General features: G+C 73.1%; 12 protein-coding genes. 5 read left to right on the plus strand and 7 right to left on the minus strand.

The features are described from left to right. Nucleotides 1-13: 13 nt before the first annotated feature. Both cpaB and AC6I72_RS11645 read right to left on the minus strand, forming a co-directional pair. Complete coding sequence (gene cpaB / locus AC6I72_RS11640; RefSeq protein WP_498000719.1) at nt 14-721, minus strand: Flp pilus assembly protein CpaB; 708 nt, start codon at nt 719-721, stop codon at nt 14-16. Nucleotides 722-794: 73 nt separating this feature from the next. Further along, nucleotides 795-1,712: a hypothetical protein gene (locus AC6I72_RS11645; protein ID WP_498000720.1), complete on the minus strand. Its 918-nt coding sequence runs from the start codon at nt 1,710-1,712 to the stop codon at nt 795-797. Nucleotides 1,713-2,131: 419 nt separating this feature from the next. Between AC6I72_RS11645 and AC6I72_RS11650 the strand changes: the two genes are divergently transcribed. The 3 genes from AC6I72_RS11650 (at nt 2,132) to AC6I72_RS11660 (ending at nt 5,985) form a co-directional block, all read left to right on the plus strand. Then, the gene (locus tag AC6I72_RS11650; protein WP_498000721.1) at nt 2,132-3,850 is read left to right on the plus strand and encodes a chitinase; all 1,719 of its coding nucleotides are present in this window, start codon (nt 2,132-2,134) and stop codon (nt 3,848-3,850) included. A gap of 178 nt (nt 3,851-4,028) precedes the next feature. After that, entirely contained in the window at nt 4,029-4,559 is a 531-nt protein-coding gene (locus AC6I72_RS11655; RefSeq protein WP_498000722.1) for a SigE family RNA polymerase sigma factor, read from the plus strand. Nucleotides 4,560-4,728: 169 nt separating this feature from the next. Further along, entirely contained in the window at nt 4,729-5,985 is a 1,257-nt protein-coding gene (locus AC6I72_RS11660; RefSeq protein WP_498000723.1) for a hypothetical protein, read from the plus strand. 62 nt (nt 5,986-6,047) lie between these two features. On the opposite strand, the gene AC6I72_RS11665 is transcribed toward AC6I72_RS11660, so the two are convergent. The 5 genes from AC6I72_RS11665 to AC6I72_RS11685 form a co-directional block, all read right to left on the minus strand. Next, complete coding sequence (locus AC6I72_RS11665; RefSeq protein WP_498000724.1) at nt 6,048-6,653, minus strand: hypothetical protein; 606 nt, start codon at nt 6,651-6,653, stop codon at nt 6,048-6,050. Between the two features lie 207 nt (nt 6,654-6,860). Continuing rightward, nucleotides 6,861-8,375 carry a GntP family permease gene (locus AC6I72_RS11670; protein WP_498000725.1) on the minus strand — a complete coding sequence of 505 codons (1,515 nt, stop codon included), beginning with the start codon at nt 8,373-8,375 and terminating at the stop codon, nt 6,861-6,863. Nucleotides 8,376-8,499: 124 nt separating this feature from the next. After that, the gene (locus tag AC6I72_RS11675; RefSeq protein ID WP_498000726.1) at nt 8,500-8,910 is read right to left on the minus strand and encodes a RidA family protein; all 411 of its coding nucleotides are present in this window, start codon (nt 8,908-8,910) and stop codon (nt 8,500-8,502) included. After that, the gene (locus AC6I72_RS11680) at nt 8,907-9,692 is read right to left on the minus strand and encodes an IclR family transcriptional regulator (RefSeq protein WP_037861334.1); all 786 of its coding nucleotides are present in this window, start codon (nt 9,690-9,692) and stop codon (nt 8,907-8,909) included. Before AC6I72_RS11680 ends, AC6I72_RS11675 begins: the two co-directional genes overlap by 4 nt. Further along, nucleotides 9,689-10,735, minus strand: coding sequence for a sugar kinase (locus AC6I72_RS11685; RefSeq protein WP_498000727.1), 1,047 nt, complete (start codon nt 10,733-10,735; stop codon nt 9,689-9,691). The genes AC6I72_RS11680 and AC6I72_RS11685 overlap by 4 nt, the downstream gene beginning before the upstream one ends. Before the next feature lie 140 nt (nt 10,736-10,875). Between AC6I72_RS11685 and AC6I72_RS11690 the strand changes: the two genes are divergently transcribed. Then, nucleotides 10,876-12,147: an amino acid deaminase gene (locus AC6I72_RS11690; protein ID WP_498000728.1), complete on the plus strand. Its 1,272-nt coding sequence runs from the start codon at nt 10,876-10,878 to the stop codon at nt 12,145-12,147. Between the two features lie 31 nt (nt 12,148-12,178). Continuing rightward, on the plus strand, nt 12,179-13,828 hold the full coding sequence (locus AC6I72_RS11695; protein ID WP_498000729.1) for an N-acyl-D-amino-acid deacylase family protein: 1,650 nt from the start codon (nt 12,179-12,181) through the stop codon (nt 13,826-13,828). The last annotated feature ends 184 nt before the right edge of the window (nt 13,829-14,012 follow it).

Genomic DNA, 14,012 nt, shown 5'->3' on the forward strand with positions numbered 1-14,012 from the left:
GGCTGCGGGCCTCTCACTTGTCGTTCGCGAGTTCGTAGGTCCGGTCCCTGGCCGGGACGTCGGTGCCGCCGCCGGGCGCGACCAGCGCGAGCCGGACCCGCTGGGCGAAGGACTCGGCGTAGGTGACGCGCTGGGCGTCGATGGTGGAGAGCGCGAAGGTGATGGGGACGGCCTCGGTGGGCTGCCGGTCGCGGTTGTCGGCGCTCGGGTCGAGGGCGGTGATCCGGCCGACGTCGAGGACCCTGGCGTTGGTCACGATGATCTTCGACTGGGCGGGGTCGCCCTGCCGCTGCCCGGGGAAGGTGGCGTACACGTTGACCGTGGAGCCCGGTGTGATCTTGCCCGCCACGCCGGTGGCCGCGTCGATCATGATGGCGACCTCCTGCTGACCCGGCCGCAGCTCGGGCTGGTTCACGATCATGTCGCTCTGCAGCAGCGAGCCCTGGCGCAGGGTGGTGACCGCGATCTTGCCCCGCACCTGGCCGAGGTCGGTGACGGCGTTCGGCGACAGCCACCGCTTCGGCATCCGGATCTTCTCGAACTGGCTCGCGGTCAGCGGGGTGTACGGCTTCACGTCGGCCCTCAGCTGGTACGCCGTGACCTCGGGGCCGACCTTCGACTTGACGTCGCCGATGACGGAGAGCACGCCCGCGAACGCGCCGAGGGCGCAGACGACGGACAGGACCAGGAGTATGACGCCGCGGCGCTGACGGGAGTTCATGAACCGTACGACCTCGTTGGGGGGTGGGTCCGGGCGGACTCGGCGGATGTCGGAGGCTGGCGGCGGTGCGGGCTCACCCTGCGGGTGCGCGGCTCACGTGGGCGGTCCCGTACGGGGCGTACGTCCCGGGGCTCCCGTACTCGTCCCGCCGCCCGTCCTCCTGGCCGCCGCCGGGATCGGGCGGGACGGCCGAGCAGAAGACGCAGCGGTCCCCGATGACGTCGACGCCGCACCAGTGACACACGCTCTGCCGCACCGAGGTGACCAGCTGGTAGAGGACCGGCAGGTCGGGCAGGTAGCTGCAGAACTCGATCAGTTTTCCGGTGCCCCACCAGGCGGCGGACTCGGCCGGCGGCGCGGCCTCGCGCAGGCCGAGCACCTTCCAGGCCGGGGCGAGGTGCGAGCCGATCCAGTCGGACTGGAGCTGTCCCTTCGCGACGAGCATCCAGGTGCCGAAGTCCGGTCCGGGCAGGGTGGCTCCGGGACCGATGCGCACCAGGTGCGGCACCGGGTGGGCGACGACGCCGAACTGGCTGCCCGGGACCCAGGACCGGGCGTGGGCCTTGAGATCGACGGGGACGCGGTCGAGGCGGGTGACGGAGTTGAGGACCGCTCCGCAGTGGACGTAGTGGGTGAGCAGGCGGCCCGCGGAGGCGAGCACGCCGGGGCTGAGGTCGCAGGAGGCCAGCTGCCGTAACTGGCGGGCCAGGACGGCGACGGCGAGCGGCGGCAGCTCGGGGCGGAAGAGCGCCATGCGGTCGCTCTCCAGCAGCGAGCGGACCGTGTGCAGACGGCGCTGCGCGGCGGCGGGCAGGGCGCGTGAGCAGACGACGATCAGGTGGCTGTGCTGGTCGAGCAGGGCCCGTATGCCGTCGAGCGTCCGTTCGAGCGGTTCCCGGTCCAGGTCCGGCAGGACGGCGGCGGGCACGGTCCGTTCGTCCTGCGCGGGCAGTGCCATGTCCGCGCCGGTCACAGCGATCGCAGTTGACACGCCAGCTCCCCGTCTGCCGCCTGTCGGGCCGCCGTCGTTCCTCCGGCGCACCGAGTTGACTTCACTGCGTGACTACTTGAGCACTGTATCCACGCCCCTGTGACCGGAGAACAGCGATTCGTCAGCTCCGTGGCAACTGCGGTCGCACAAGTCACACCAAAACGGGGCAGGTTGTCCATTCCTGTCGGGCCCGAAAGCGTGGCGGCCCTCCGGTCCGTTGACCCGGGCCGGCCGGAGCGGCGGACGCGATTTTGGTCTGGACCTCTTGACAACACAATTGGTCTGGACCAACTTGTACGACCAACGGCGGCACAGCAGTTCATGTCTCTCCCCCCGGACTCCCCCGCCCGATCCCTTCCCCGCTTCCCTCCCCCTCTCCCTCCCCGCCCCCTTTCCCTCTCCTCTCCCCGGAGGCCCCAGTGGACCGCGCCCCAGGCACGCCCGGCACCCGACGGCTTCGGCCGCTCGGCATCTGGTCCGGAGCCGTCACCGCAGCCCTCGCCCTCTCCCTCGCGGGCACCGGCCAGGCATCGGCGGCCGACGTCAACAACGCCAAGAACGCCGGCTTCGAGGCGGGTCTGAGCAACTGGACCTGCTCGGCCGGCAGCGGCACGACCGTCTCCTCGCCCGTGCACGCCGGTACGGCCGCGCTGAAGGCCACCCCGGCCGGGCAGGACAACGCCCAGTGCACCCAGACCGTGGCGGTCAGACCCAACTCGACGTACACGCTGAGCGCCTGGGTCCAGGGCGGGTACACCTACCTGGGCGCCACCGGCACGGGCACCACCGACGTCTCGACGTGGACGCCCGACACGACGGCCTGGAAGCAGCTCTCCACCACCTTCACCACCGGCGCCTCGACCACGTCGGTGACGGTCTACCTTCACGGCTGGTACGGGCAGGCGGCCTACTACGCCGACGACGTGTCGGTGTCCGGGCCCGACGGGGGCGGCGGGGGCGACCCGGCGCCGACGGTCCCGGCGGCCCCGGCCGGCCTCACGGCGGGCGCCACGACCTCGTCCTCGGTCTCCCTGTCCTGGAACACCGTCACGAACGCCACCGGTTACAACGTCTACCGCGACGGCACCAAGGTGGCGGCGGTGACCGGCACCTCCGCGACGGTGACCGGCCTGACGGCCTCGACCGCCTACTCCTTCCAGGTCACCGCGACCAACGCGGCGGGCGAGTCGGCGAAGTCCGCGGCCGTGACCGCCACGACGGCGGGAACCGGCGGCGGTGGCGGCGGCACCGGTCTGCCCAAGCACGCGGTGACGGGCTACTGGCAGAACTTCAACAACGGCGCGACCGTCCAGAAGATCTCCGACGTCCCCGCGGCCTACGACATCATCGCGGTCGCCTTCGCCGACGCCACGACGACTCCGGGCGCGGTGACCTTCAACCTCGACTCGGCGGGCCTGAACGGCTACACGGCCGACCAGTTCAAGGCGGACATCAGGGCCAAGCAGGCGGCCGGCAAGAAGGTCGTCATCTCCATCGGCGGCGAGAAGGGCACGGTGTCGGTCGGTGACTCGGCGTCGGCGGCGAACTTCGCGAACTCGGTCTACTCCCTGATGCAGACGTACGGCTTCGACGGCGTCGACATCGACCTGGAGAACGGCCTCAACCCGACCTACATGACGCAGGCACTGCGCGCGCTGTCCGCGAAGGCCGGGCCGAACCTGGTCATCACCATGGCCCCGCAGACCATCGACATGCAGTCGACGTCCGCCGGCTACTTCAAGACGGCCCTGAACATCAAGGACATCCTCACGGTCGTCAACACCCAGTACTACAACAGCGGCGCCATGCTGGGCTGCGACGGCAAGGTCTACTCGCAGGGCACGGTCGACTTCCTCACCGCCCTCGCCTGCATCCAGCTCGAAGGCGGCCTCGCGCCCTCCCAGGTCGGCCTCGGCCTGCCCGCCTCCCCGAGCGGCGCCGGCGGCGGCTACGTCTCCCCGACGGTGGTCAACAACGCCCTGGACTGCCTGGCGAAGCTCACCAACTGCGGTGCCTTCAAGCCCTCGAAGGCCTACCCCGACGTGCGCGGCGCGATGACCTGGTCCACCAACTGGGACGCGGCGGCGGGCAACGCCTGGTCCAACTCGGTGGGCGCGCACGTGCACGCGATGCCGTGACCGTGACCTGACCCCCTCGCAGTGCGGCGCCGTCCCCGACGGCGCCGCACTTTTTGTGTGCCCTTCTCGTGTCCGGCCCCCGTGGACCGTTCCGACGCGGCGTGAAACATTCCGGGTGGCTCACCGCATCAATGAGGTGAGGGCGCCGCAGGAGGGCGCGGGAGCCACAGGGGGGCGTATGCGGTGGGGCGGCGGCGACGAGGCCGGGGACGAGGGGTACCCGGAGTTCGCGGCGGCGCGGGCCGGGCATCTGTACCGGTCGGCCTGCCTGCTCACCGGGGGCGACACCCACCTCGCCGAGGACCTCGTCCAGGAGGCGCTGGGCCGGGTGTTCGTGCGCTGGAAGCGCGTCTCGCGCGTGGGCAATCCGGCCGGGTACGTGCAGACCGTGCTCACCCGGGTCTTCCTCGCGCACCAGCGCCGGCACAGCAGCCGCAGGGAACGCGCCACCGACGTGCTCCCCGAGATCGCCGGACCGGACCCGGGCGGTGACGCGCCGCTGCGGCTGACCCTGCTGGAAGCCCTCGGGCAGCTCTCCGCCAAGGACCGGGCCGTGGTCGTCCTGCGCTACTGGGAGGACCGCAGCGTCGAGGAGACGGCCACGGTGATGGAGACCAGCTCCGCCGCCGTGCGCACCCGGTGCGTGCGCGCGCTGGCCCGGCTGCGCGTGCTGCTCGGCGACTCCCTCAGCGAGCACGCGGGCCGCTGACCGGCGCCCCGCCCGGCCCCCTCACCCGACACGCCCCTCACGCCCCCTCCCGTCGTCCCACGCCCCCACCACGCCACCTCACGACCCATCACATCGGCTCGCGTCACATCACGTCACTTCACAACACGTCACTTCACGTCCATCACGGTGCAGGAAGCGGTGGTTCGCCATGTCCGTCCCCGATCACGACCCCTTCGAGGGGCAGCTCGCCGACGTCCTGCGGGACACGGGCGCAAGGTTCGAGACCGACCGGGACTCGCTCGTCGCGCGGGGCGAGACGCGCGGGCGGCGGCTCAGGGCACGGCGCCGGGCCGCCGTCGCGGGCGGGGTCGCCGGGGTCGCCCTCGTCGGGCTGGGCGGCGCCCTGCTCCTGCCGGGCGGTCCCGGGGACGGCCCGCGGCAGCGGGAGGCGGCGGCCTCCCGCCCCTCCGCCCGCACCCACACGGACACCGCCGCCGCCTCCGTGTCCGCCGACGACTTCGTCCGCACCCTGAAGAAGCTGCTCCCCGCGGGCCGGTTCAGCGGCGAGCAGGGACGCGGCACGGACACCCCGGTCGCCGGGAACACCGTGGCCCCCTACGCCCAGGTCGTCTACGACGACGGGCGGGGCAAGGCCGCCGTCTCCGTCTCGCTGACCCGGCTGAAGCCCGGGACCGAGGAGGCCCGCCAGGACGCCCAGTGCCCCGACCGGGTGTTCATCGCCTACGACGCCTGCTCCGCCACGAAGCAGGCCGACGGCTCCTCGCTCGTGATCCTCAAGGGGTACGAGTACCCGAACCGCCGCGGTGGCACCAGGCTGTGGACCGCCGACCTCGTCACGCCCCAGGGCGTGCACGTCGGCGTGCGGGAGTGGAACGCCGCCGCGGAGAAGGACGCGCCGGTCACCCGCGAGGAACCGCCGCTCGGCGGCGAGGCGTTGAAGAAGCTGGTCAGCGCGCGCGAGTGGCTCGCCCTCGCCGCTGCCGTGCCCGTCGATCCCCGGACGAACGCCGCGCCGCCCGCCCGCGCCGGCTCGGTCTCGGCGACGCTCGCCCGCATGGTGCCGCACGGCCTGAAGGTCGTCGGGAAGGGATCGGCGGACCCGGGCTTCGGGTACGTGGTCGTCGACGACGGCCGGGGCCGGAGCATGGTCCAGGTCAACGTGCAGCCCGACATGCGCGACGTCGAGGGCCAGTTGTTCGGTCCGGACGCCCGGATCCTGCCCGACGGCACCAAGGTCGCCGTGCACCGGCGGCCCGGGGAGAAGGGCATCGACGGGATCGTCATGTGGACCGTGGACACGATCCGTCCGGACGGCCGCCGCGTGGTGATCAGCGCCTTCAACGCCGGGACGCAGAACACCCCGGCCACACGGGAGGCGCCGGCGCTCACCCTGAAGCAGCTGGAACGCATCGCCACCGACCCGAAGTGGCTCACGCTCGGCTGAGGCCGCGCTGCGGGCGGGTTCCCGGCGGCCTGCCGCGAACCCGCCCGCCGCTCAGCCCGCCGTCAGTCCTCGTCCGGCCGGCCGTCGGCCCCGGAGCCGTCCTCGGCGTCCGCCGCCCCGGCCTTCTCCGCCTCGCCGTCCTCGAAGTACGCGTCCAGCACCGCGTCCAGTTCCGTCTCCCACACGCTGAAGCGGGACCGGGCCGGGGCCTCGATCTCGATGGGGTACCAGCGGCGGTCGGGGGTGTGGACGACGACGGTGAACCGCTTGCCGAAGCGCGCGGTCGCCGTCTCCACGGCACCGATCTCGTCCCAGCGGAACTCGCACTCCTGGTCGTCCAGGGCCAGACGCACGCCCCGGTGGTCCGCGAGGATCCGGGCGCGGCGGTCGGCGGCCTCGAAGACCGGGCCGTCGGGGACCTCCTCCTCGGCGGCCCTCTCGCCGGCCTCGGCCTCGGCGGCGGACTCCTCCCCGGCGGCGTCCTCGACCGGCGCCGCGGCCTTCGGGGCGGCCCCGTCCGCGGCGGGCGTCCGCTCCGGCTCCTCCGCCGCCGCGTCCCGGGCGGGCGCGGGCGAGGTGAGGCCGGGGACGAACGCCGGGTCGAATCCGGCGCCCTTCACGGGCTCGCTCTTCAGGGGCTGGCTGCTCGAACCTATGCGCTGCTCCACAGCGGGCAGTATGGTCGACGATCCTGTGCCGGGGACAGCCAGCCCCTACTTCGTTATCAGACCCCTACAACTGGCGGTCCGCGACGGGACGGACGGCCGTACGCCCGTCCGGCGCCCGCTCACCCGAACAGGCACCGCCCGGACGCACCGGCACCACCCGGGCACCACCCGGACGCCCAAGGCACCCCCCGGGCGCCCGGACGCCGCTCACACGAACAGGCTCACCACCGCAGCCACCGCGAAGCCCGCGAGCGACAGCACGCTCTCCAGGACCGTCCAGGTCTTCAGCGTGTCCCGTTCGCTGATGCCGAAGTACTTCGCCACCATCCAGAAGCCGCCGTCGTTGACGTGCGAGGCGAAGATCGAACCGGCGGAGATCGCCATGATGACCAGCGCCACGAAGGCCTGGGAGTGGTGCCCCTCGGACAGCAGCGGGGCGACGATGCCCGCCGTGGTCACGATGGCCACCGTCGCCGAGCCCTGCGCGACCCGCAGCACCACCGAGATCAGGTACGCCAGCACGATCACCGGCAGGCCCACGCCGTTGAAGGTGTCCGAGAGGGCCTGGGCGACCCCGCTCGCCTTGAGGACGGCGCCGAAGACCCCGCCCGCGCCGACGACCAGCAGGATGTTGCCGACCGGCTTCAGCGAGGCGGTCGAGACGGTCTCCAGCGACTTGCGCGACCAGCCGCGGCGGATGCCCAGCAGGTAGTAGGCCAGCACCAGGGCGATGGTGAGCGCCACGAAGGGGTGGCCGAAGAACTCGATCACCGACCAGCCGGATGGGGGTCCCCCCTGCTCGGAGCCTGCCGAAGAGCTTGGGGGAGGGTCGAGGGCGATGGAGGAGAAGGTGGCCGCGAGGATCAGGACCAGCGGGGTGCCGATGATGCCGAGGACCGCGCCGAGGGGCACCGGCGTCTCCCGCGGCTCCACCCCGGAGGCCCGCTGCTCGGCCAGGACGGCCCGCTTGGCCTCCTCGGCCGCCTCGGCCATGTCCTGCGGCACCTCGACGAAGACGCGCTTGCCGATCCACGCGGAGTACGCCCAGGCGGCCAGCACCGCCGGGATGCCGCAGACGACGCCCATGAGGATGATCCAGCCGAGCTGCACGTGCAGCAGTCCGGCGGCGGCCACCGGGCCGGGGTGCGGCGGCAGGAAGGCGTGGGTCATGGACAGGCCCGCCAGCAGCGGCATGCAGTACAGGACGACCGACTTGCCGCCTCGCTTGGCGGCGGCGTAGACGAGCGGCGCCAGGACGAAGATGCCGACGTCGAAGAAGACGGGGATGCCGAAGACGAGGCCGGTCAGGCCCATGGCGAGGGGGGCGCGTCTTTCGCCGAAGAGTCCCAGCAGGCGCGAGGCGAGGACTTCCGCTCCGCCGCTGACCTCCAGGATCGCGCCGAGCATGGTGCCCAGGCCGATGATGACGGCGACGTGGCCGAGGATGCCGCCCATCCCGGACTCGATGGTGGAGACGGCGTCCGAGCGCTGGACGGTGCCGAAGAGTTCGGTGACCGAGAGGCCGGCCAGCAGGCCGACGGCTATGGAGACGGCCAGCAGCGCGACGAACGGCTGGAGCCGTGCCTTGATGATCAGGAACAGCAGCAGCGCGATGCCGATCCCGGCCACCAGCAGCAGGCCGGTGGTGCCGTCGACGAGGAGGAGCAGGCCGCCGGTGTGCGGGGGTGTCTGCGGGGCTGCCGCGGCGAGCGGGTGGGACATACGGGGGTCCTCTGCGTAAGTACATACAGCTTTCGGGCAGGGAGGATCGCGGCGCGGCGCCCGAAGGGACGGGCGCCGCGCCGTGAAGGGACGTGCGGTGGTGCGAGGGGGGGTGGAAGAGGCGTCAGCCGAGGACGGCGAGCGCGTCGATCTCGATGAGGAGTCCCGCGGGCAGACCGACGTAGACCGTGGTGCGGGCGGCGGGCGGCTGGGTGAGGCCCTGCTCCTCGAAGTAGGCGTTGTAGATCTCGTTCATCTCGGCGAAGTGGTCCACGTCGGTGAGGTAGACGCGGATCATCATCACGTCGTCCCAGCCCGCGCCGCCCTCTTCGAGGATCGCCTTGACGTTGGCGAGGGTCTGCAGGGTCTGCTCGCGCAGGGTGGGGCCGGCGGGCGTGGGGGCCTTGCCCTCCTCGTGGGGCAGGAAGCCGACCTGGCCGGCGACCTGGAGGATGTTGCCCTTCTTCACGCCGTGGGAGAACTTGGCGGGCGGCACGGTGTGGGTCTTCGGGGTGAGCGCGGTCTTCTCGGTCATGCGGTGTCCCTGTCCGGTGTGGTTGCGGGGGTGGGTACGGGGGTTCTCCCGGAGTACTCGCCGCTGATGGCGTCCGCGGTACGGCGCACCAGCGGGAGCAGGGTGAGGAGTTCGTCGGCGGTGACGACGACGTTCGGCGCGGAGACCGACATCGCGGCGACCACCCGGCCGTCGGCGCCGCGGATGGGGGCGGCGACGCAGTTGATGGACTCCTCGTGGCCGCCGAGGTCGGTGGCCCAGCCCTGTTCGCGCACCGTCGCCAGCTCCTTCAGGAAGGCGGCGGCGCTGGGGGTCGAACGGGCCGTGTACAGGGGGTAGTCGAGCTTGTCGGCGATCGCGCGCCGTTCGGGCTCGGGCAGGTCGGCCAGCAGGAGTTTGGCCACCGCCGCGACGGTGATCGCGACGGGCTTGCCGATCCGGGAGTACATGCGCACCGGGTAGCGGCTGTCGACCTTGTCGATGTACAGCACCTCGTTCTCCTCGTAGACGGCGAGGTGCACGGTGTGGCCGCAGGTCTCGTTGAGGCGCAGCAGGTGGGGGTGGGCGATCTCGCGGATGTCGAGGTTCTCCACCGCCTCCTGCGCGAGGGCGAAGAGGCGCGCGCCGAGCCGGTAGCGCTGGTCGGACTGGCGGTAGACCAGGCCGTGTTCGTGCAGGGTGCGCAGCAGCCTGAGCGCGGTGGACTTGTGGACGCCGAGGCGGTCGGCGACCTGTCCCAGGTCGGCGGGGCCCTCGGCGAGCAGCGGCAGGATGCTCAGTGCGCGGTCGACGGTCTGGCTCATGGCGTACGTACCTCCTTCTCGGCCCCTTCAGCGGTGCGCGTCCAGCCGGGGCCGAGTCGAAGTCTCCCCCACGCGGCCTCGTCCAGGGCGGCCAGCCGGTCGGCGTGGCCGCGGGCGGCGGGGACGGCGAGGTCGCCGGGGACGGTGAGGGCGGCGGCGGCCATGAGGTGGCCGTGCCGGAGGCGGTCGCGTACGGGCAGGCCGCGCAGGGTGGCGGAGAGGAATCCGGCGGCGAAGGCGTCCCCGGCGCCGACGGGCGCGACGACGTCCACGCGCAGGGCGGGCACGGAGGTGCTGCCGCCGGGGTGGAAGACGGTGGCCCCTTCGGCGCCCTGTTTGACGACGAGGACCGCCGGTCCGGGCAGCAGGGAGCGGATGGCGCCGGGGCCGCCGGTGACGCCCCAGGCGGCCTCGGCCTCGTCCTCGCCGACGAAGACGAGGTCGGCGCCGCGGGCCAGGTCCAGCAGCACGCGCGGTCCTTCGGTGTCCCGCCACAGGCCGGGCCGGAAGTTGACGTCGAAGGAGACCAGGGGGCGGCCGGGGCGGGGGGCGGTCAGCTCGCGCAGCAGGCCGAGGCAGCCGGCGGACAGGGCGGCCGTGATGCCGGACAGGTGCAGGACGCGGCAGGCGCGCAGGGCCGCCGCATCCACGGTGCCGGCGGCCATCGCGGAGGCCGCCGAGCCGGCCCGGTAGTAGGCCACCTCGTGCGCGTCGGTGGCCCGGTCGCCGGCGGTGCGGAAGTAGATGCCGGTGGGGCGGTCGGGGTCGCGTGTCACGGAGGTCACGTCGACGCCGTACGCGCCGATCGTCTCGACCAGGTGGTCGCCGAAGCCGTCGGCGCCGACCCGGCTCACCCAGCGGGCGGAGTGTCCGGCGGCGGCGAGCATGCACGCCACGTTGGACTCGGCGCCGCCGATGGCGCGGGTGAAGGAGGGGACGTCGGCGAGGCGGCCGGGGCGGGAGGGCAGGAAGGTGACCATGGACTCGCCGAGCGCGACGACGTCCACGTCGTCGGTGCCATTGCGGGGTCCGGTGGCGGTCACGATGCTCGTAGCTCCTCGGTGCGGGGGGTGCGGGGCGCGGGGCGTTTCGTTGACCTCGCGTGGCCGAGATGTTAGACAGCATTAAGCGGTCCGTGCAATGCACGTTGCACATTTTGCAACGCACCTGATCAGGAGGGTCCATGGATACCGAGGCGCTCGCACGCCTGGCCGAGGAACGGGTCGACCACCGGTTCAAGGGGCTCCCGCCGGACGCGGACGGCCTGACCGTCGGCGAGCTGACGGCCGAGCGCCGCAACCTGTTCACCGGCGGCTTCACCACGCCCGTGCTCGCGCTGTCCGCCGAGCGCCTGGAGCACAACCTGAAGCTGATGGAGACCTACGCGGCCCGGCACGGCCTCGCCTTCGCCCCGCACGGCAAGACGTCCATGGCGCCGCGGCTCTTCCAGCGGCAGCTCGAACACGGCGCGTGGGGCATCACCCTGGCCGTACCGCACCAGGTGCGGGTGGCCCGCGCCTTCGGGTTCCGGCGGATCTTCCTGGCCAACGAGCTGGTGGACCCGGCCGCGCTGCGCTGGACCGCCGCCGAACTCGCCGCCGACCCGTCCTTCCGCCTCGTCTGCTACGTCGACTCCGTGCGCGGTGTGGAGCTGATGGACGCGGTGCTGCGCGAGGCCGGCGCCGGGCGTCCGCTCGACGTGGTGGTCGAGCTGGGCGCGGGCGAGGGCGCGCGCACCGGGGCGCGTACCGCGGCGGAGTGCGCGGCGGTCGCCGACGCGGTCGCGGCCACGGACACGCTGCGCCTGGCCGGGGTCGCCGGGTACGAGGGCGAGGTGCCGCGCGCCGACCCGGAGCGGGTGCGGGCGTGGCTGCGCCGGCTCGTCGGCCTCGCCGTGGAGTTCGACGAGGCGGGCCGGTTCGCGGGGACGGAGGAGATCGTGGTGAGCGCGGGCGGCAGCGCCTGGTTCGACGCGGTCGCCGATGTGTTCGCCGAGATCCCCGGGCTGTCCCGGCCGGTGCTGAAGCTGCTGCGCTCGGGCGCCTACGTCTCGCACGACGACGGCCACTACCGCGAGATCACCCCGTTCAACCGGGTTCCGCAGGAGGGCGCCCTGGAGCCCGCCTTCCGCCTGTGGGCCCAGGTCGTCTCCCGGCCCGACGGCGGGCAGGCCTTCGCCAACGCGGGCAAGCGGGACGCGGCCCACGACCTGGACCTGCCGCTCGCCCAGGTGGTCCGGCGCGGGAGTGCCGAGCGCCCGGCGGCCGGCATCACCGTGACCGGCCTGTCCGACCAGCACACCTGGCTGGGCACGGACCCGGAGGCGGACCTCGCGGTCGGCGACTGGATCGGCCTGGGTCTGTCCCACCCGTGCACGTCCTTCGACAAGTGGCAGCTGATCCCGGTGGCCGAGGCGGACGGCACGGTCGTCGACTACATCCGTACGTTCTTCTAGGACTCCGAGGAGTCAGGAAAGGGAGCCACCCATGGATCCGGTCGAACTCGCCGACCTCACCGACCTCGTCATCCGGGACGCGGACGTCGTGGACGGCACCGGCGCACCCTCCTACCGCGCCGACGTGGCGATCAGGGGCGGCCGGATCGTGTCGATCGTCAAGGAGGCCGCGGCGGCCGGCTGCGCGCGGCCCCGGGCCCGGCGCGAGCTGGACGCCGAGGGGCTGGTCCTCTCCCCCGGCTTCATCGACATGCACGCCCACAGCGACCTGGCCCTGCTGCGCGATCCCGACCACAGCGCGAAGGCCGCCCAGGGCGTCACCCTGGAGGTGATCGGGCAGGACGGCCTGTCGTACGCCCCGGTCGACGACCGGACGCTCGGCGAGGTCCGCCGGGCGATCACCGGGTGGAACGGACACGGCGACGACATCGACTTCTCCTGGCGCTCGGTGGGCGAGTACCTGGACCGGCTCGACCACGGCTTCGACGGCCGGGGCATCGCCGTCAACGCGGCCTACCTGGTCCCGCAGGGCACCGTGCGCGCCCTGGCGGTCGGCTGGGAGGACCGCCCGGCCACCCCCCAGGAGCTGGACCGGATGCGGCAGCTGGTCGCCGAGGGCCTGGAGCAGGGCGCGGTCGGCATGTCCTCCGGTCTCACCTACACGCCCGGCATGTACGCCGAGGACGCCGAACTGACCGAACTGTGCCGGGTGGTGGCGCGCCACGGCGGCTACTACTGCCCGCACCACCGCAGTTACGGCGCGGGCGCGCTGGAGGCGTACGCGGAGATGGTGGCCCTGACCCGGGCGGCCGGCTGCCCGCTGCACCTGGCGCACGCCACGATGAACTTCGGCCCGAACAAGGGCCGGGCGCCCGAACTGCTGGCGCTGCTCGACGACGCGCTCGCGGCGGGCGCAGACATCTCCCTCGACACCTATCCCTACACGCCGGGCTGCACCACCCTGGTCGCGCTGCTGCCGAGCTGGGCGAGCGAGGGCGGCCCGGAGAAGATCCTCGGCCGGCTCGCCGACGCGGCGACCGCCGAGCGGATCCGCCACCACCTGGAGGTCACCGGCGCGGACGGCTGCCACGGGGTGCCGGTGGAGTGGGAGACGATCGAGATCTCCGGGGTGAGCGACCCCGCGCTCGCCGGGTACGTCGGGCTCACGGTGGCGCAGTCGGCGGCCCGGCGCGGCGAGAGCTGCTGGAGCGTCGCCCGCCGCCTCCTGGTGGAGGACCGGCTCGGCACGACGATCCTCCAGCACGTCGGCCACGAGGAGAACGTGCGGGCGATCATGCGCCACCGGGTGCACACCGGCGGTTCGGACGGCATCCTCCAGGGCACCAAGCCGCACCCGCGCGCCTACGGCACCTTCCCGCAGTACCTCGGCCGGTACGTACGGGAGCTGGGGATCCTGTCCCTGGAGGAGTGCGTCGCGCACCTCACCTCGCGCCCGGCGGCCCGGCTGCGGCTGGCGGACCGGGGTGTCGTCCGGGAGGGCCACCGCGCCGACCTGGTGCTGTTCGACCCGGCCACGGTGGCGGCCGGGTCGACCTTCGAGGAGCCGCGCGCGCTGCCGACGGGGATCCCGCACGTCCTGATCGACGGCCGGTTCGTGATCGAGGACGGGCGGCGCACGGACGTCCTGGCGGGGCGGGCGGTCCGCCGCACCGAGGCGTGACCGCCCGCCGCGCCCGGGGGCTGAGAGCTGCGAACAACAGCGGGGTCCGGTCAGCGGGCGGTGTCCGGTGCGTGCGGTCGCAAGGCGCCGGAAGGCCCTCGTAGCGGAGCTGCCAGGGCCTTCCGGCAAGGCGGCGAGGGCGCGTGCCGGGCGCCGCCCGCCCGGGCCCGCTTCTGTCCGCGGC

The organism is Streptomyces sp. Xyl84, assembly GCF_059731885.1.